Genomic DNA, 19,060 nt, shown 5'->3' with positions numbered 1-19,060 from the left:
ATTTTTTCGATGAATACATCTGGTTTTTTCGTGACAGGCGATCCGATGATTTATGGTGCAGATGTTTCCATTGTATTGGTCAGCGTTGCGATCATCTTTTATCTCACCTATTTTAAAAAATGGGGCTGGCTATGGCGTGAATGGATTACAACTGTTGACCATAAAAAAATCGGAATCATGTATTTGATTGCGTCTTTATTGATGCTTTTCCGCGGTGGTGTGGACGCAGTCTTAATGCGTCTTCAATTAGCAATGCCGGATAACAAATTTCTGGCATCACAGCACTATAATGAAATTTTTACAACGCATGGAACCATTATGATCCTATTTATGGCTATGCCATTTATGTTTGCTTTATTTAATATGGTCGTTCCATTGCAAATTGGAGCAAGAGATGTTGCCTATCCATTTTTGAACGCTGTTAGTTTCTGGCTGTTCTTTATCGGGGCAATGTTGTTTAACATTTCGTTTGTTATCGGCGGCTCAGCAAGCGCAGGTTGGCTTTCCTATCCGCCTTTATCGGAAAATCAATTTAGTCCTGGTCCAGGCCAGAACTTTTGGATCTGGGGCATTCAGATCTCCGGTATCGGTAGTTTGGCAACAGGTATCAACTTTGTTGTAACCATTCTGAAAATGCGCACGCCATCAATGCGTTTACGCGATATGCCATTGTTTACATGGTCTGTATTGTCATCGTCTATCGCTATTTTAGGTGTATTCCCAATCCTAACGGTATCTTTGGCAATGTTAACAATCGACCGTTTACTTGGCGGCCATTTCTTTACAATGGATGCCGGCGGTAACCCAATGATGTGGATCAACTTGATCTGGATGTGGGGTCACCCGGAAGTTTATATCGTTGTCTTGCCTGCATTTGGCGTCTTTTCTGAGATTGTTGCTACCTTCTCAAGAAAACGTATTTTCGGTTATAGTTCAATGGTTTTCTCGATGATTGCCATCAGTGTTGTTTCCTACTTCACATGGGCACACCACTTCTTTACAATGGGTGCTGGTGCAGATGTAAACATTGTCTTTGCGATTGCAACAATGATTATTGCGATTCCAACTGGTGTTAAAGTGTTTAACTGGCTGTTTACGATGTTCCGCGGACGCATTCGCGTAACACAGCCATTGCTTTGGTTTAACGCGTTTATCCCAACATTCCTGGTCGGTGGTGCTACTGGGGTAATGCTTGCTGCTGCTCCTGCAGACTATCAGTACCATAATAGCTATTTCTTAATCGCCCACTTCCACCAAGTATTAATCGGCGGTGTTGTATTCGGATATCTTGCTGGTCTGTACTACTGGTGGCCAAAACTGTTTGGATTTAAATTAAATGACCGCCTTGGCAAATGGGCATTCTGGTTATGGCAAATTGGTTTCTATGTAACATTCATGCCACAATATGCCCTTGGTTTTATGGGAATGACGAGAAGAATTTACACTTATAACCAAACGATGGGTTGGGATATGGGCTGGGCTCCGCTCAACTTGATCTCAACGATCGGTGCCTTCTTAATGGGAATTGGATTTATATTCCAGGTATGGCAAATTCTTTACAGCATTAAATATGGTGAGCGCGATACGACTGGTGATGCTTGGGATGGCCGTACATTAGAGTGGTCAATTCCTTCCCCGCCGCCTGTCTATAACTTCGCGATTTTACCGAATGTAAAAGGACGCGATGCTTGGTGGTATCATAAAGAAGAAGTTAAAGCTGGAACATTTAAACAAGAACCAGTGAAGTATGAGGCAATTCATATGCCGAAAAACACCGGCGTTCCGTTCATCATGTCCGTATTTTGGTTTATCGCCGGCTTTGGCTTTACGTTTGAATGGATTTGGATGGGAATTGCAGGTTTAATCGGGGTAGCGGTTACGCTGTTCGTTCGTTCCTTCCAATACGATACTGACTATTACATTCCAGTTGATGAAGTGATCGGTACGGAAAAAGCACTTGGACGATATATTTCTGTTGGAAAGAATGCTTAAGGGGGGTATAAAACATGCAACAAAGCGCTTCTGCTCATGTTTCTGACCATGGTCATGATCATGGTCACGTTGATCAGGAAGGATTAAAAATATTAGGATTTTGGATCTTCCTTGTTACCGACGTTTTATTGTTTGCGACATTGTTTGCTGCCTATTCAGTTTTACGCACCCATACAAACGGCGGATTTACTGCAAAAGAGTTCGAAATCCCTACTTTCGTTATTGAAACGTTCATTCTTTTGATTAGCTCGTTTACAAGCGGGTTGGCTGTTCTTTCGATGCATAAAAATGATAAAAAAGGGCTTATTTCTTGGCTGGTAGTTACCGCTGCTCTTGGTGCAGTGTTTGTCGGCCTTGAGATTAGCGAATTCACACGGATGGCTGCTGATGGAGCTACGATTACGAAAAGTGCGTTTCTAACCTCTTTCTTTTCTCTTGTTGGTACGCACGGCCTTCACGTTTCATTTGGTATCCTGTGGATGATCGGATTGATTGTTCAACTTTCTAAAAGAGGCATCACGGCTGTTACGAAAAGAAAAGTTTCAATCATCAGCCTGTATTGGCACTTTCTGGACGCCGTATGGATTTTCATCTTCACGATCGTTTATTTAATGGGGGTGATGTAAATGCATGAACAACATGGTTCGATAAAAGCATACTTGATTGGCTTCATCCTTTCGATTGTTTTAACCATTATTCCGCTCGTACTGGTTTTAGAGCATTTACTCTCAAAAACTGCACTTGTTGCCAGCATCTTAATTGCTGCTGCGCTGCAATTTGTGATTCAGCTCTTCTTCTTCATGCATATTCGTGACGGGGAAGGTCCAAGATACAATGCAATGGCGCTAGTTTTAGGACTTGTCTTTGCTTTAACGATTATCATTGGATCTATTTGGATTATGACATTCAATTCGCAAGTACAATAAAGTTTCGAGATCCTTGGCGCCCAGCGAAGTTCCCTACTCGCTGGGCGCTGAAGTTATGAAAAAAATGCCAGTTGATAAGTTTGCAAGTAAAGTGTTAGTGGCATGACTGAATTTATGCAAATTTCGATTTGCAAAAAAGGAGTTTGAGTTCTGTGTCAGTTTTAAATGAAGTTCGCCAGGAGTCTCCCTCTCAGTTACAACAATTAACTCAACTCGTTTCCGCATATATTGAAGTCACAAAGCCAAAGATATTGGTGATGCTTGTGTTCACCTCTCTTTGTGCTGCAATTGTTGCGGAAAAAGGGATTCCTACCATTTCTACAATGTTTTTCATGCTTTTAAGTGCTTCTTTGTCCGCAGGCGGATCGGCCGCTATCAATATGTGGTATGATCGCGATATTGATAGAATTATGGAACGGACAGCCAAACGCCCCATTCCAACAGGAATGATCGAACCTCAGTCTGTTTTACGGTTTGGTATCATCCTGGGGATCTTGTCGATCGTCATTGCCTTCGCTTTCGTAAACCCTCTTACTGCTTTTTTAAATGCAGCAGGCTATTTATATTATGCGGTTGCCTACACGATGTGGTTAAAACGCCGAACACCGTTAAACATTGTCATTGGAGGCGGAGCTGGAGCATTTCCGATTTTAATCGGGTGGGCATCGGTCACTGGTAGTTTAAATGTAACCGCACTGTTGATGTTCATGGTCGTTTTTTTATGGACTCCCCCGCATTCTTGGGCTCTTGCTTTGTACAAAAACGATGAATACACAAAAGCAGGCATTCCAATGATGCCAGTTGTAAAAGGTGCAAGGTCAACTAAATTCCAGAGCTTACTTTATATGTTGCTGCTTTTCGCCTGTTCTGTTACCCTGTTTGTAAGCGGACATTTTAATTATATTTATTTGACTTTTGCTGTTCTTTTTAATAGTGCGCTACTCTATTGCACATGGAAAATGTGGAAAGAATCAGATGATCAATTCATTTGGGCAAAACGAACATTTGTTTGTTCTTTATTTTATATTCTTGGGATGTTTTCGGCTATGGTTGCTGGCATCTTATAGGAGGCATGGGAATGCGTTATTTTTGGCTCGCTGTTGCTGGGGCTGCGACAATCTTTTTGGTAAATATTATCGGTTTTATTGATACGTTGACTAATTCTGCTCTAGGGTGCGGACGTGGTTATCCTTTATGTAATGGAAGCTTCCTCCCAGATTTTTCTGATTATCATTCCGTTATCGAGTATACTCATCGTATTTTTGTTGGACTTGCAAGTATTTTGCTATTTGTCGTTTCGGCAATTGCCTGGTTCCGTTATAAAACGAAAAAAATTAAATGGCTTGTGCTATTTGCGATTGTGGGAATACTCGGCGAATCAACATTGGGTGCATTAACCGTATTGATGCCGCTCTCTCCAATGCTTTTGGCAGCCCATTTGGGTATTGCGCTTATTTCGTTTGCGGCATTGGTTAATATTGCATATGTCATTTACGTAGAGGAAAGAAAAATTCAAAGTTTAGAAAAATTGCCCTCTTCTTTCACCCTTTTTTCTTGGTTTGTTTTTGTATTTCTATACGCGGCTATCTATTTTGGAGGCTATGTAGCCAAAACAGGTGCCGGAGGAGCCTTTCGGGGCTTCCCGATCCCAACAGAAAGTCTGGCAGAGGTGGGAAATGCGTTCTGGGTTGATGTTACCCATCGGTTATTTGCCCTTGGTTTAGTCATTCTGTTCATTGCGATCAATCGACTGGCAAAAAAAACGCGTACATCCAGACCTGATATTTATCGAATTAGCCAAATTAATATTTTCTTCATTCTCCTTCAAGCATTAAGCGGAGGCCTGTTAATCTATACTCAGCTAAGTCTTGGTGCTGTCCTATTGCATGTTTCCATTTTGTCCTTGCTTGTGGGAGCCCAAAGTATCATTTGCTTTCAAAGCAGGTAATAAATCCTAAATTTATATTTAGGATTTTTTTATTTTTGCTTAAGCGATTTTAATCTAAATGTAAAATCCAATCCATTCTTTTATGAATAGGCTGGTAAATTTTCTATGCATGTCCGGGTTGGTGCCATCATATGATTTAGCTATCAGGAGGTGGTGGATCATTTGGCTTCATTTCAAACTTTTGTGTTCCTAACGATTTCTTTCGTTTTAATTGCTTCCGCGTTCCTTTCTTTTAAAATGAGGAAAAAGCTTAAACATTCCTATAGTATGATGATCCCAATGAGTTTAGGTACAAATATCGGCTTAACGATTGGCATTTTATTTGGGGCAGCTTTCAGTGGTAATTTATTTCAATCAACATTGATCTCGGTCGTCATTGGAATGACTGGCGGAATTGTCAGTGCTATTGGTTTTGGGATCATGGGATGGTTAGAAGGTTTTATGGCAGGAATAATGGGCGCAATGATGGGGGCCATGCTTGGCGCAATGATCACTGCCGCACAAGCCGAAACAATGGTAAACATATTTTTAACATTGACTGTCAGCAGTTTGCTTCTGTACCTGATTGTTCCGCATATACCTGATAATGATTCAACAATCCGCTCGAAAAAATGGTTCTTAAAACCGATTTTTACCCTTTTATTGGTTGCTTTCTATCTTTTATATGGAGCGCAAACAAGCAATAAACCGTTTATGCCAGATAGTAAAAGTAAAACCACTGTTGAAATGCAGCACCCCTCCAGCCAAAAATAAGTTTACTGATATAAATGAATGAAGAGCAGTGATCTGCTGCTCTTCATTATAAAAAAGGTAGCTGACTAATAATTATTTACACATGCTGAGCGATTTTCTTTTGAAGATTGCGGATGACACTTACTTTCCGCTTCTGGCGCTTTATCGAGGGCCATCCATTTTCCTCTTTGAAACTGAACAACAAGAACGACAGCGCGAACAGCAATATCAATTCCAATTGCAAGCCATACACCAGCTAAACCCCAACCGAACCGTATCCCTAATAAGTATACAAGCACTGTTCGAATCGCCCACATTCCAACTCCGGTAAGATACATAGGAAACTTTGTATTGTTGGCTCCCTGGTAGGCTCCAGTTAAAACGAGGAGCACAGCCAAAAATGGCTGAAAAACACCCGAAATTTTTAAAGCTGTTCCAATATTGCCAATCACCTGTTGATCATTTGTAAAAAAACTTCCTGCCCAGTTTCCAAAGAAAAAGAGCATTGCACCTAATATACTCATGGCGGCAAAGGATAAATAAGTAGCAAGTTTTGCATATTCTTTCGCTTCGTTTAATTTTCCTGCACCAATTTTTTGACCAACGAGAATCGTAGCAGCTGTAGCGAAACCATAACCGATCATAAAGGAAAATACTTCAATATTACCTGCGATTTGATGTGCAGCAAATGCCTTAGTTCCAAGCGCTACTATAAAGCCAAAGTAAACAATTTGCCCTGCCCTCATTACAAGACGTTCTCCAGCTGCAGGTGCTCCAAGTGTTGAAAGTTCAAGCAAATGGCCTTTATCAGGCTTCCAGTAGTCCCTTCTAAAAGCAAGGGACGTTGAACGCTTAAGATAATAAAACAGTGCCATGCTGCCAAGAAGTCTTGCAATTACCGTCGCCAGTGCAGCCCCGACAATTCCAAGCTTTGGAATAAAGAAAAAGCCAAAAATAAGAAGATAGTCTAAAAACGCATGGATAATATTAATGCCGATGCTAACTTTCATTGGAGATTTCGTATCACCTGCACCCCGCAGGATCGCACTAAGGACAAACATTAGCGACATAAAGATGGATGGGATTCCGACAATGCGGAAATAAAGTGCTCCAGCCCTAAGAACATTGTCTTTGATTCCCATTAACTTCAAAAGTGGCTCGGCAAAAAACAATGTGACAACCCCTGTAAAGAGTCCAAAAAGTACAGCGAGGATAATGGCCTGTTGCGAAATATGGCGCGCTTTTTCTGGTAAATTGGCTCCGAGAAAATTCGCAATTCGAACATTGGCAGCAACCCCGATCGCCATAAACAATGCAAAATAAATGGCGAGCAGTGCATTGGTTACTCCTACAGCAGACACTTCAGCCAAACCGATTTTTGAAACGAAAAACGTATCAACAAAACCGAGAATCGTTTGAAAAAAATTTTCAATGACTGCTGGAATCGCCAAGAACGCAATCAGTTTTAGGCGGTTCCATCGTGTTGGGGAATCGGTTAAATCCCCTTTACCTAGTTTCATCATGGCATTAACCTTCTACATTGTCCGGTACGAGAATCGTAAAAGGAACGGTATAGACTTGCCCATTCTTTTTAAATTGTCCCCAAATTTTATATACGCCTGCGGCTGGAAAGCTTGTCATATACTCAACTGACGGACCAGTAACCGACTCATCGACTGGATGGGCATGGAGAAATTGGGTTAAATCCTGACTTACAATCACCACATGACCGACAGATCCCAAGTAAGGCTCCAACGTATGAATCGGATTTCCAGCTTGATCTTTTACCGAAAAGATCATCGGTATATGTTCTTTTAATTGCAATTTTGGAATTTCAAGGGAAAAATTAAGATCATCAACTGTTTTTACGAGTTTTTTATCGGGATGGACAATTTCCTCCGTACCTTTTCCCTCCACATATAATTCGAAAGTAGCTAGCTGCTGAGTCCCTCCCCCTGGTGTGAAATCAGCAAATAAACGATACTCACCACCTTTTGGAAAAGTAGCTGTCACCGTGAAAATCCCCTCACCTTGATATATAGGGTGCAAATGTTGAAAAATGGATAAATCGCGGCTGATCGCTAAAAGATGCATTTGTTTTTCATGCACTGTTGCAAAGGAAGCAATCGCATTACCTACTGCATCCGTTACTTTCATTCGAATGATCGATTGCCTTTCTGCCATGGGACGCTCCGGGTTTACTTTCCACTCAACCATTGTTGTCGAATCCTGCAAAGTTACGTGCTTTTCTCCATGCATCTCATGCCCTGAATGTTGGTTCAAACCTGTAATCTCCCTTCTATCTGTGTACTTTCACCTTTGTATAGTGGCATACGCTTTATTCTTTCCACATCAATCTACTGATAAACTTCATAAAAAATGCACATTTTGATTCTGATGAGCAAAAAAATCCAGATGCTTCTTAAAACAGCATCTGGATTTTATAATCAAGACTATCAAAAATAGTCCATACCATTCGAAATCATGATTGAAAGTTGGGTTTCTTCCATTTTAAAATGTTATCCTTAAACCACTCTTTCTTTTAACTTTTCCTGTCTTTCGTTTTTGATTGTTTCGCTATTTCCGATTAAGGTGATTTCGCTGAACGGATTGGCATCACCAACTTGAGCTCCTGATTCAATGAATGTGCCGCTTCCGATAACGGCTCGGTTCACAACCACATTTTCACCAATTTTTGTATTCGGCATAATAACAGAATCCTTAATTACCGTACCTTTTCCTATGGTTACACCGTAAAAAAGAACAGAGTTTTCAACTTTTCCATACACTTTGCACCCTTCACAAACCAATGATCGCTTTAATGTAGCATTTCCATCTAAATACAAAGGAGGCTGTGCCGATTCATTCGTATAGACCGCCCAATCCTCATTTTGCAAGATTGGATTCGTATCAGCGGAAAGCAAGTCCATATTTGCTTCCCAAAGGCTTTGAATGGTACCAACATCTTTCCAATATCCTTTAAATTGATAGGCAAACATTTTGCAATGATCCTGAAGCATAGAAGGAATGATATCTTTGCCAAAATCTTTTGATGAGAACGGATTCTGTTCTTCTTTTTCAAGGTATTTTTTTAACAGTTTCCAATTAAAAATGTAGATTCCCATTGATGCAAGATTGGATTTTGGCTGTTTTGGCTTTTCATCAAAATCAGTTATTCTCTTTGAATCGTCATCAATATTCATGATTCCAAATCTGCTTGCTTCGCTCCAAGGAACATTGATAACCGAAATAGTAGCATCAGCTTTTGTTTGTTTATGCTGATCCAACATTTTACTATAATCCATTTTATAGATATGATCACCAGAGATGATCAGAACATATTCGGGATTATAATTTTCAATATATTGAAGGTTTTGATAAACAGCATGGGCTGTGCCTTCATACCATCTTTCACCCTGCTCCGACTCATATGGAGGAAGAAAGGTGATGCCGCCATTTTTTCGGTCTAAATCCCAATGTTTACCGTCGCTAATATAGTTTTGAAGGGTATGCGGCTGATATTGGGTCAAAACACCGACTGTGTCGATGCCTGAATTACTGCAATTGCTTAAGGTAAAATCAATAATTCGATATTTTCCACCAAACGGAACTGCTGGTTTTGCTATATGTTGTGTTAGTTCTTTTAAACGAGTACCTCTTCCTCCTGCTAGGAGCATGGCAATACATTGTTTTTTGATCATTGTTTCCTCCTATTTTATTAAAATTTATTGTAATTTTTTATAAACGATCATCTTCCCAGAGTTTGTAATATAACTCTTCAAACTCTAACTCATCTTTTTCATGAATCGGGCAACTATCTTCCGCAGTTTTTGTGTCTAGTTGGTTCGGCATCTTTTAAACTCCTTTCATGTTGTTTTCCAGCAACTATGTTTTTCATTTTATCAAATGAGAGATTTATTAAAAATCAAAAAAATCCGACGATTTCACACGTTTATCGACATTTTCTTCTTCATTTTTAGGTTTAAAAATTATATTGGAATAAAAAACATGATGACTTTCCTCTTTATTGTCGAATAAAAAAGAAAAATTTTTGCATACATTTGTCAACTTTGTGAACGAATTCATAAACATGAAAAATTGAAAGTAAAAACGCCAATTATGCAATGGGAAGAAAAAATGTGCAAAAAAAAGACATTAAGAGGTTCTTAATGTCTTTTAAATGGGTTAGTTGGCAAATAAGTCGGAAGATAAATAGCGCTCTCCAGTATCCGGTGCCATGCAAAGCACTCTGGCTCCAGCCGGAAGCTTTTTCGCGATCTCAACAGCAAAATGAGCCGATGCAGCGGCCGAAGCACCAACGAAAATTCCTTCTTTTCTTGCTAACAGACGAGCCATTTCCTGTGCGTCTTCGTCCTTAATCAACAAAATTTCATCGTAGATTTCCCGATTGAGCAATTCGGGAACAAATCCTGGTCCTGTTCCGGGAATTTTATGAGGTCCTGGTTTTCCGCCAGATATAACCGGAGATCCATAAGGCTCAACAACATATATTTTCAAATTAGGGATCTGCTTTTTCAATTCTTCTCCTGTGCCGGTAATTGTCCCGCCAGTTCCGGCCGTCAAAACAAATGCGTCCAACTTGCCATCAAATGATTCTAAAATTTCAACTGCAGTCGTCTTCCGGTGGGCATCTGCATTTGCTTTATTGACGAATTGCATTGGAATAAAGCTATTCGCTATCTTTTCCGCTAATTTATTGGCCTCGTCAATCGCCCCTTGCATGCGGTATTTCGCTGGCGTCAAGTGAACTTCGGCGCCGTACGCTTTTAAAATTTTCACCCGCTCTTCCGTTGCATTATCAGGCATCGTGATGATGCATCGGTATCCTTTTGCCGCACAAACCATTGCTAAACCGATTCCGGTATTGCCAGATGTCGGCTCGATAATCGTGCTGTCAGCCGGATTAATCATCCCCTGCTCCTCTGCCGTTTGAATCATGTTCATGGCTGCCCGATCCTTTACACTTCCTCCAGGATTAAACGATTCCAATTTGATAAATACTTCTGCCCCGTTTGGATCAGGAATTTTATTTAATTTTACAATTGGTGTATTACCAATTAAGTCAAGAATGGAATGATAGATTTTCATTCAATAAACCGCCTTTTCACAGTATTCCAATAAGCTTTTCACGAGTAAATTTTAGCATATTCCCCCCTGAGTATACAATTTATTTTTACTGATAGGCAGATTTGCTATACATAGAAATGTGATGACGGTCACTACTTTTTAAATGAAAATAATTATCATTATAATTGAAAAGATTCGTTTGGAGGTATAAAGATGAACCAGGCAATGCAAACAATTGAAGGCTGGTACAGCCTGCACGATTTTCGCCGTATGGATTGGCAAAAGTGGAGAAATGCTTCGGAGCAAGAACGTTCCAAAGCGCTCAACGAATGGAAAACATTATTAAATAAATGGGAATTGACAGAAACGAACGGTCAAGGAAGTCATTGTGTTTATACGGTTGTTGGTCAAAAAGCCGACTTTCTGTTTATGATTTTAAGGCCGACGATAAAGGAAATACATGAAGCAGAAACGGCGTTTTCAAAAACACTGCTGGCTGATTACACTCTTCCCGCTTATTCTTACTTAGCAGTAATCGAAAAAAGCAGTTTTTCTGATATGCCAGAGAACCCATATGAAGACCCGGTTTTGCGGTCCAAGCTGTTTCCTACGATTCCAAAAACGGAATATATTTGTTTTTATCCAATGAGTAAACTGCGTGGGGAGCAAGCGAATTGGTTTATGTTACCAATAAGGGATCGAAAAAGATTGATGTTTGAACATATTGAAACAGGTCGTCCGTATTCAGATAAAATAAAACGAATTATAACTGGCTCTGTCGGTTTCGATGACTATGAGTGGGGTGTTTCCTTATTTTCGGATGATGCCCTGCAATTCAAAAAATTAATCTATGAGACAAGATTTGATGAAGTAAGTGCAGTTTACGGTGTGTTTGGATCATTCTATATTGGACAACTTCTTCAGAAAAATCGGATCGAGCAGTTCTTCCATCTATAAAACGAGCATGTATGCATGCTTTTTACTGCGTGCATACATACTTTTCCTCTCTATATTCCCATAATATCGTTTTTCAGTTGAAACTTTTTCACCATTTTTTCCGTATTGATTATTGGAGCAATGAAATGGAAAGATTCTGTACGATTAATGGGAGGGAAGCTTGTGGGTGTAACACTTAGCAAAGGGCAAAAAGTAGATTTAACAAAATCGTATCCCGGCTTGAAAAATGTAGTTGTCGGATTAGGCTGGAACGGAGGCGGCCTCAGTTCGAATTTTGATTTAGATGCATCGGCTTTTTTATTAAATGAAACAGGCAAGGTTCAAAATGATTTGGATTTTGTTTTTTATAACAATCCAACAGGTGGAAATGGTTCAGTCCTCTATAGCGGTGATTCGCGGGTAGGTTCAGGCAATCAAGATGATGAACAAATCAAGATTGATTTAACTAAAGTTCCGCAACCTATTCACCGGATTGCGTTCACGATTACGATTCACGATGCTCATTTGAAGGGGCAAAATTTTGGACAAATTGCAGATTCTCATGTCCGGATCTTTAATGAACAAACGAATGAAGAGCTGATTCTGTTCAATCTTGGCAGAGATTTCACCATTGAGACTGCGATTGTGGCAGCTGAGCTTTACCGTCACAATGGAGAATGGAAATTCAATGCGATTGCAAGCGGCTTTCAAGGAGGCTTGGCCGCTTTATGCCAAAATTTTGGTGTCACAGTTGATGACCCACCGGCAAGCGGAACAACAATACCACCTGGATTTCCACAATATCAATTAAGTCGAAATGAGAATCAACATCAGCCAAATGGATTCAATCAAAATCAACATCAGTACAATCTGCAGTCAAACCAACAGCCATCGTATGGCTATCCAGTGCAGCCATCGCCATCTGCCTCACATTCACATCCTACATACGGGGGCGAGAACATCGTTTGTCCCCGCTGCCATTCAAGCAATGTACGGACAGGTCAAAAGGGCTTTGGTTTAGGAAAAGCCGCTATTGGGGGGTTAATTCTAGGCCCGGTTGGGTTACTTGGCGGGTTTATTGGAAAAAATCAATTGAAATTCACCTGTAATAGCTGTGGGAACTCTTGGTCGCCTTCACAAACGGATTATGTTGAATGGGCTCATAACCAAAAGAGACGAGCACAAGAACTATTTCAGCGCTATAAAAGTCAAGACGTGCTAGAAGCAGTCGTGGCAGGCTGTGCATTGGTGTCCATGGCAGATGGCCAGCTAGACCCTTCAGAACGCGAAAAAATGCTCGAATTCGTTAATCAAAGCGAAGAGTTGCGCGTATTTGATTCACAAAAGGTAATCCAGAAGTTTAATCAATTTATTTCCAAGATGGAGTATGACCATGCAATGGGACGTGCTGAAGCATTCAGAGCCTTAGGGAAAATAAGAACAAAACCTGAAATTTCTAGGCTTATTGCCCGCTATTGCATTGCAATCGGTTATGCGGATGGCCATTTTGATCCGAGCGAAAAACAAATGGTCACGGACATTTGCCGCGAACTTGGTTTAAACCCGGCAGAGTTTTTATCTTAATTTCCTAAATTTATTCTATATAAAGAAAGCAGACCTTTATTTCGGACAAGGGTCTGCTTTTGCTTTCATCAGGAAAACTTCTCAATTTTTCTTACTTTAATACATTCCTCAATTCACCAATCGATTCAATTGAAATGACCATTTCATCTCCAGATTTTAGCCAAACCTGCTTCTCTTTTGGGTAGCCTAGAATTACGCCGGCTGGAGTACCTGTAAAAATAATATCTCCCGGCTTTAATGTCATATAGGTTGAAATGTAATGAATGAGTGAAGCACAAGTAAAAATCATATTATTTGTATTTCCATTTTGGCGAATTTTCCCATTGATGCGGCACTCCACTTTCAGTTCATTGGGATTAGGAATTTCATCTGCTGTTACAATATATGGTCCAATCGGTGCAAACCCATCTGGTGTTTTTCCCAACAACCATTGATGGGTTTTCAATTGCAAGTCGCGGGCAGAAATATCGTTCCCAACCGTGTAGCCAAAAACATAGGACAATGCTTCCTCTTCTGTAACGTTCTTCGCTGTTTTTCCGATTACAATAACCAATTCCGCCTCATAATCCATTCGTTCCGTTCCTTGGGGAATTTCCACTGTCTCATTATGAGCAGCAAGTGCATTGTTAAATTTACTAAATAAAATTGGTGAAGTTGGGATATCCATATTTGTTTCTTTGGCATGGTCAATGTAATTTAAACCAATGCACAGAATTTTTTCAGGATTTGTAATAGCAGGTGCATACTTGAGTTCTTCTTCTGCTATAAATAATTGTTTTTCTTCTTGTTCAACTGCTTGTTTAAGGAGCCGTGATAAGCCATCTAGACCTTCACCGCTATGTATGAGAGCTTGAAGCTCTACTGGTATCGATTCCTCTAGCTTTGAGGCAGCTTCCTTTACATCCAAAATCCCTGAATCCGTTTTCAATCCTAGTCGAATTTCACCGTCTTTAAAAAATTGTAGAAGTTTCACCAAATTTCCCCCTTACTGGATGTATGAAGAATATACGTTTTTTTCGAAATATTCCACATGTTTAGTATATACTAATTATATATTTTTTTAAAATAAAGAATGATTGAAAATTGCTCAAAAAAAAAACAAACGGAAAGCTGTATGCTATTCCGCTTATGGAAAGAATTTAACTTTTGACGCGTTCTCCCCTTGCTCTACGTTTAAGGGTTGCTTTTACCTTTCGGATATCTGTCACATTGCTTTTTGCCATTTTGATATAACACCATGCCGATGGAATCAAGAATAATTGCAGCAACGATAGCGTAATAATATAAGAATTTGGCTCTTTCGCATAGCTTGAGACAATTCCAAGCAAAATCCCGACCCCGACATTGCCAATAGTTCTGCCAAGGCTATTTGAAAGATTAGCTACACTAAAGGCTGTTCCGCGATGTTCAGGCAGATTGACGTCGGTAATCAGTGCAAGCCAGTTTGGCGTGTTGGCAGATTGGGCAGCAGACGCCAAAAACGATAGGACAAACAATAAGGTGACCCAAGGATTTAACAGAACTTGTTTCAATAAGGCAATAAGTATGCCCAAAGCATGATTTCCTGCTGGCAATGACAAGTTTGTCATTGGGATAACAAACATGAAAATATAAAATGGCAACGTTAAAAACACAAAAAGTGCGGTTAAATACGCTCTGCCTCTGTATGTTTTGCTTTGCAGCCGATCGCCAAGATGCCCAAAGTACATCGAAGTAATACCGCCAAGCTGGAAAATAGCATAAAGATAACCCGAAGCCACGATCGCTGTTTTGATATCATACCCTTGCTCTTCGATTTTAAATATGTAAAGCGTTGGCAGCCAAATTAAACTTCCTGTGGCAATATTCATAAAAAAAGCCTGTAGAAATAAATATAAATTACTTCTTTTTAAAATAATTGCAACTATTTGCCTTGGTTCGATAATATAGTTATATGACTGGCCTTTTTGCATCAGATTCTTTAGCTCGGGATCAGCTTCCCCCCGATTTGGTTCTTTTACAAAAAGATAGAGAATAATGAGGAAAAAGCCGATAAACCCGACGATTTCAAACGGTCTTCTCCAATCAGTTGCCGTGGCAATTAATGAAGCCATTAAAGATCCAATGATTCCGCCGAGACCCTGGGTCATCCCCCATAAGCTTAAAATCATACCGCGGAGGCGATAGGGAATAGAATCTGTCAAGACACTAAAACCGATCGATGCAATGCAGCCAAGACCAATTCCTGTTAAGATTTGAAATACGATGAGCTGTACATAATTTGCACTAATGGATGTTAAAAATACGGATAATACCCATATCAATGTACCAATGATAATGAGGATTTTCCGCTTATATTTTCCAGAAAGGTACCCCCAATAAATTGACGATATGGCTGTTGCCAAAATATTCAAGGCCGAGACAACACCCATTTTTGCAATACTCGTATGGATATCTTTCGAAATGGATTGAAAAAGTGGCGGAAACAGGCCAATAATAATATTGTCAAATGCCGCTAGGGCGGTAAAAACAAAAATTGTATAAATGACTCTCCAGTTAATTGTTTTCAAAAAATCTATAGCTCCTTTACGGTGATTTTGAACATGTCTTCATCCATTTATGAAAAATGTTTTAAAGTAACATTAAAATTTTATAATAATTGGTGAATCTATCTTCAAAATGCATTTATTTTGATATAATTATACAATACGTACTCAAGAAAGGCTTGGTAATTGTAGGATGAGTAAAAATATACTTGTTATTTCTTCTGATAATACTGGTCATGGTCATAAAAGTATAACAGAAGCAATATACGAAAAGATTGGCACGAAACACGATGTAAATATCCATGTAGTGGATGGCTTTTCACTAGGAGGACAAGTCCTTCTGAATATCGGAAAGTCCTACGGTCCAATCACTCGTAAAGCAGAAAATTTATGGAAAGTGATCTGGAATTTATCTGCTGTTAAACCATCAATTGTAAATGATATGATTGAAATTTTGATTAAAAAAAATTTTTTAAAACTTGTTGATGAATTTAAACCTGATTTAATTTTATCCGTTCATCCAAATTTTAACGGTCCTGTTCTAAATATTTTAGAAAAACACGGACTAAATATTTCTTTTGTCATTTTAATTGCGGATATTGTTAATATTTATCCTCTTTGGGTAGACCACAGGGCTGATTATATTATAAGTCCGACCATGGAAGCGAGAGAAAAGTGTTTGCAATATGGAATCCCAAGTGAAAAAATCAAAGTGCTGGGCTTTCCTGTCCGCTCGCGTTTCTACCGTAAACCGCAAAATAAAAAAGAGGCTTTCCACTATCCCGAGGATGCTCCTTTAAAATGTCTGATCATGAGCGGCGGTGAAGGAGTCGGAAACATGAAAGAAATTGCCGAGAATCTGCTTGAACATTTTGAATGCAGAATCAAAATTGTTGCAGGCAGAAATGCCAAACTAAAAGCAGCACTAGAAAAATCCCTTCAAGATAAATATGGTGATAAAGTTGAAATTTATGGTTTTACAAAAGACATTCAAGATCTTATGCTTGCGTCCGATATCGCCTTTACAAGAGGAAGTCCCAATGTCATGTTTGAAGCCGTTGCTGCCAACCTGCCAATTATCATTACAGGTGCATTGCCGGGTCAAGAAGAAAGCAACCCCGCATTTGCTGAAAAGTACAATCTGGGTGTCGTTTGCAAGCATCCAGAGGATATTGTAAAAACCATCAATGGTTTACTGGAAAACAACAGTGAAAAGTTAAACCATATTATAAATAGCCAGCGCAAATTTATCAATGCACATGCAGCAGAAGATATCTTGCAATTTATCTTAAATGTAGAATCTACCTACATGAAAAATGAGGCTGTACTATCTTATTAAATCAATCCCCTTGGGCAATCCTTATCCAAGGGGATTTTTTCACAAAAAAATCGCCCTACAGTTCGGGCGATTTTTCGTTTAGGTTCATAATCCATAAAAGAAAAAATAGTCGAGCGGACCCCGAGGATCCGCGGCGTATTTTTTTATCCATTTATTCATTATTCTTTAAAAGCGGGAGGCGCTGTTTCTTCTCCACACTTTACTCTCGATTTTTTCATAGAATCCAACCAACGAATTAACAATTTGATCCGCAAGCTTCCAGCGCGTTAAAACGGCGTGAACCAAAAAGGCAATGGAAATTCCAATTATCAAACCTGCAATGACATCTGAAGGATAATGAACACCAGTCCAAACACGTGACAGTGATATCGCTGCTGCTAACAAAAGCCAAAACCAGCCATCACGTTTTCGCCAAATCCAAATCGAGGTGGCAATGACAAACGCGCCTGTCGCATGGTCGCTTGGAAACGAAGCATTTGCAGCATGCTGTATTAATTGGATAACGTGATGATCCACAAATGGACGATTGCGATAAAGCACCAACCCGACGATCGCATTGATCCCTAGAGCGACGCTGGCCGCGGCTAAACTCTCAACAACCATTCTGCGGTTGGATTTCGTCCGAATGAACCAGTAAACAATGACAGCAAGGTAAAAAAGATATGCCCCATCTTCGGACAAAAACTTCATTACCGGATTTAGAACAGCATCTGAAATCGCAAGATGGTTAATCAATTGAAACATTTTAAAATCCCATTGAAAAAACATATGAACACCCTTTTCATCCAATTTCTTTTCGAAACACTACAACGTTGCCGAATTAGTGAATCTAATAGAAAAGACTGAGAAAAGAGAAAAAAGTTCAATCCAACTAAATATTTTTTTAAACTTACGAAAGTTATCATTGCTGTTTGAAGAGCAGAGCTTTTGTTTGTGCTGCTTCGCGGATTATTTTAACCATCAGTTCTTGAACGGATTGATGGTTAGACAATCTTGGGCTTTGGCCAGACCAAAGTGACATATATTCGCGATTCTTTTGACGGGCTGCTTCTTTTCGAATTCCTTTTGTCAATTCATTTTGAACGGGATACGGCGGAAGCTGATATTCAACCGCTTTCATTCCGGTGATCAATTTATTGCGGATTCCCCGCGCCAGTTTACCGGAAAAAGCTTTTGTTAGTTCCGTTTGATCATCTCCAGCTTCCAAAATAGCCAATTTATATTCCTGGCTCGCACCGCTTTCCTCACAAACAAGAAAAGCTGTCCCCATTTGAACTGCTTGTGCTCCAAGTGACTGTGCTGCAATCAATCCCCTTCCATCCATGATCCCCCCAGCTGCAATAATTGGGATGTGGATTTGATCTGCTGCCTGAGGAATCAAAGACATCAGTCCAATCAAACTTTCCGATTCCCCTTTAAGAAAAGTGCCGCGATGTCCCCCTGCTTCACTTCCTTGAAGAACAACTGCATCAAAACCGGCCGCTTCAATAAGGGTTGCTTCTGTGACTGTCGTTGCCGTACCAATGGTAAAAATGGAGTTTTGTTTCAGTGAAGAAAGGATGTTTGCCGAAGGGATCCCAAAGGTAAATGAACAGACTGAGATTCTCTCTTCCATTATTACCTCAATCTGCTGGGCAAAAATCGCCAAATCATGCTGATAATTTGGAATTTGCAAATCATCTACTTGTACTTTTAACAGTTCTTTAAACGGCTCCAACCAATGCCTTGCCTTTTCTAAAACGGTCTCATCATTCTTGTACGGAGTGGGAACAAACAAATTGACGCCAAATGGCTGGCCAGTTAACTGTTTGATTTCGCGAATTTGTTCCCGAATTTGATCGGGTTTCAAATATCCCGCTCCAATCATTCCTAAACCGCCAGCGTTGGAAACGGCTGCAACCAACTCAGTGGTTGTCGGTCCCCCAGCCATCGGCGCCTGAATAACCGGATAGTTGACCCCTAGCAAACTGGTTAAACCTCGGTTTACCAT

General features: G+C 39.9%; 17 protein-coding genes. 9 read left to right on the top strand and 8 right to left on the bottom strand.

Annotated elements, in window-relative coordinates; all coding sequences use genetic code 11:
• The first annotated feature begins 9 nt into the window (after positions 1 to 9).
• From ACQYAD_RS11120 to ACQYAD_RS11095, 6 genes are all read left to right on the top strand, one after another.
• Positions 10 to 1,992, top strand: a complete 1,983-nt coding sequence (locus ACQYAD_RS11120; protein WP_430238163.1) for a cbb3-type cytochrome c oxidase subunit I — start codon at positions 10 to 12, stop codon at positions 1,990 to 1,992.
• Between the two features lie 14 nt (positions 1,993 to 2,006).
• Complete coding sequence (locus tag ACQYAD_RS11115) at positions 2,007 to 2,618, top strand: cytochrome (ubi)quinol oxidase subunit III (RefSeq protein WP_430238161.1); 612 nt, start codon at positions 2,007 to 2,009, stop codon at positions 2,616 to 2,618.
• On the top strand, positions 2,619 to 2,918 hold the full coding sequence (gene cyoD / locus ACQYAD_RS11110) for a cytochrome o ubiquinol oxidase subunit IV (protein WP_430238159.1): 300 nt from the start codon (positions 2,619 to 2,621) through the stop codon (positions 2,916 to 2,918).
• Positions 2,919 to 3,070: 152 nt separating this feature from the next.
• The gene (locus ACQYAD_RS11105) at positions 3,071 to 3,985 is read left to right on the top strand and encodes a heme o synthase (protein WP_430238157.1); all 915 of its coding nucleotides are present in this window, start codon (positions 3,071 to 3,073) and stop codon (positions 3,983 to 3,985) included.
• Between the two features lie 11 nt (positions 3,986 to 3,996).
• Entirely contained in the window at positions 3,997 to 4,866 is an 870-nt protein-coding gene (locus ACQYAD_RS11100; RefSeq protein ID WP_430238155.1) for a COX15/CtaA family protein, read from the top strand.
• Positions 4,867 to 5,028: 162 nt separating this feature from the next.
• The gene (locus ACQYAD_RS11095) at positions 5,029 to 5,619 is read left to right on the top strand and encodes a hypothetical protein (protein WP_430238153.1); all 591 of its coding nucleotides are present in this window, start codon (positions 5,029 to 5,031) and stop codon (positions 5,617 to 5,619) included.
• Positions 5,620 to 5,684: 65 nt separating this feature from the next.
• Here the strand turns inward: ACQYAD_RS11095 and ACQYAD_RS11090 are convergent, their stop codons facing one another.
• The 4 genes from ACQYAD_RS11090 to cysK form a co-directional block, all read right to left on the bottom strand.
• Complete coding sequence (locus tag ACQYAD_RS11090) at positions 5,685 to 7,118, bottom strand: MATE family efflux transporter (RefSeq protein WP_430238791.1); 1,434 nt, start codon at positions 7,116 to 7,118, stop codon at positions 5,685 to 5,687.
• Positions 7,119 to 7,125: 7 nt separating this feature from the next.
• On the bottom strand, positions 7,126 to 7,881 hold the full coding sequence (locus ACQYAD_RS11085; RefSeq protein WP_430238151.1) for a hypothetical protein: 756 nt from the start codon (positions 7,879 to 7,881) through the stop codon (positions 7,126 to 7,128).
• A gap of 242 nt (positions 7,882 to 8,123) precedes the next feature.
• Positions 8,124 to 9,296, bottom strand: a complete 1,173-nt coding sequence (locus ACQYAD_RS11080) for a glucose-1-phosphate adenylyltransferase (protein ID WP_430238790.1) — start codon at positions 9,294 to 9,296, stop codon at positions 8,124 to 8,126.
• Positions 9,297 to 9,783: 487 nt separating this feature from the next.
• Positions 9,784 to 10,707 (bottom strand): cysteine synthase A, encoded by a 924-nt coding sequence (gene cysK, locus ACQYAD_RS11075; protein ID WP_430238149.1) that lies wholly within the window; start codon positions 10,705 to 10,707, stop codon positions 9,784 to 9,786.
• 192 nt (positions 10,708 to 10,899) lie between these two features.
• On the opposite strand from cysK, the gene hemQ reads away from it, so the two are divergent.
• Both hemQ and ACQYAD_RS11065 read left to right on the top strand, forming a co-directional pair.
• Positions 10,900 to 11,643: a hydrogen peroxide-dependent heme synthase gene (gene hemQ / locus ACQYAD_RS11070; protein WP_430238147.1), complete on the top strand. Its 744-nt coding sequence runs from the start codon at positions 10,900 to 10,902 to the stop codon at positions 11,641 to 11,643.
• 162 nt (positions 11,644 to 11,805) lie between these two features.
• A complete protein-coding gene (locus ACQYAD_RS11065; protein ID WP_430238145.1) occupies positions 11,806 to 13,206 on the top strand; it encodes a TerD family protein in 1,401 nt (466 codons plus the stop codon).
• Positions 13,207 to 13,297: 91 nt separating this feature from the next.
• Here ACQYAD_RS11065 and ACQYAD_RS11060 read toward each other — a convergent pair whose 3' ends face one another.
• Positions 13,298 to 14,179, bottom strand: coding sequence for a fumarylacetoacetate hydrolase family protein (locus tag ACQYAD_RS11060; protein WP_430238143.1), 882 nt, complete (start codon positions 14,177 to 14,179; stop codon positions 13,298 to 13,300).
• Between the two features lie 166 nt (positions 14,180 to 14,345).
• Positions 14,346 to 15,755 carry an MFS transporter gene (locus ACQYAD_RS11055; protein WP_430238141.1) on the bottom strand — a complete coding sequence of 470 codons (1,410 nt, stop codon included), beginning with the start codon at positions 15,753 to 15,755 and terminating at the stop codon, positions 14,346 to 14,348.
• A 169-nt stretch (positions 15,756 to 15,924) separates the two neighbouring features.
• On the opposite strand from ACQYAD_RS11055, the gene ACQYAD_RS11050 reads away from it, so the two are divergent.
• Complete coding sequence (locus ACQYAD_RS11050) at positions 15,925 to 17,070, top strand: MGDG synthase family glycosyltransferase (protein WP_430238139.1); 1,146 nt, start codon at positions 15,925 to 15,927, stop codon at positions 17,068 to 17,070.
• Positions 17,071 to 17,235: 165 nt separating this feature from the next.
• Here ACQYAD_RS11050 and ACQYAD_RS11045 read toward each other — a convergent pair whose 3' ends face one another.
• Complete coding sequence (locus ACQYAD_RS11045; RefSeq protein WP_430238137.1) at positions 17,236 to 17,838, bottom strand: undecaprenyl-diphosphatase; 603 nt, start codon at positions 17,836 to 17,838, stop codon at positions 17,236 to 17,238.
• 133 nt (positions 17,839 to 17,971) lie between these two features.
• The gene (locus tag ACQYAD_RS11040) at positions 17,972 to 19,060 is read right to left on the bottom strand and encodes an NAD(P)H-dependent flavin oxidoreductase (protein ID WP_430238135.1); all 1,089 of its coding nucleotides are present in this window, start codon (positions 19,058 to 19,060) and stop codon (positions 17,972 to 17,974) included.

Source organism: Neobacillus sp. SM06 (genome assembly GCF_050496765.1).
Lineage (GTDB): Bacteria > Bacillota > Bacilli > Bacillales > Cytobacillaceae > JAEVLT01.
This window is presented reverse-complemented; position numbering and strand designations above follow the sequence as displayed.

Bases quoted from the DNA above. Each gene is read 5' to 3' on its own strand.
- ACQYAD_RS11045 (WP_430238137.1), bottom strand. From the start codon at position 17,838: ATGTTTTTTCAATGGGATTTTAAAATGTTTCAATTGATTAACCATCTT.
- cyoD (WP_430238159.1), top strand. From the start codon at position 2,619: ATGCATGAACAACATGGTTCGATAAAAGCATACTTGATTGGCTTCATC.
- hemQ (WP_430238147.1), top strand. From the start codon at position 10,900: ATGAACCAGGCAATGCAAACAATTGAAGGCTGGTACAGCCTGCACGAT.
- ACQYAD_RS11100 (WP_430238155.1), top strand. From the start codon at position 3,997: ATGCGTTATTTTTGGCTCGCTGTTGCTGGGGCTGCGACAATCTTTTTG.
- ACQYAD_RS11050 (WP_430238139.1), top strand. From the start codon at position 15,925: ATGAGTAAAAATATACTTGTTATTTCTTCTGATAATACTGGTCATGGT.
- ACQYAD_RS11115 (WP_430238161.1), top strand. From the start codon at position 2,007: ATGCAACAAAGCGCTTCTGCTCATGTTTCTGACCATGGTCATGATCAT.
- ACQYAD_RS11090 (WP_430238791.1), bottom strand. From the start codon at position 7,118: ATGAAACTAGGTAAAGGGGATTTAACCGATTCCCCAACACGATGGAAC.
- cysK (WP_430238149.1), bottom strand. From the start codon at position 10,707: ATGAAAATCTATCATTCCATTCTTGACTTAATTGGTAATACACCAATT.
- ACQYAD_RS11040 (WP_430238135.1), bottom strand. From the start codon at position 19,060: ATGGTAAACCGAGGTTTAACCAGTTTGCTAGGGGTCAACTATCCGGTT.
- ACQYAD_RS11120 (WP_430238163.1), top strand. From the start codon at position 10: ATGAATACATCTGGTTTTTTCGTGACAGGCGATCCGATGATTTATGGT.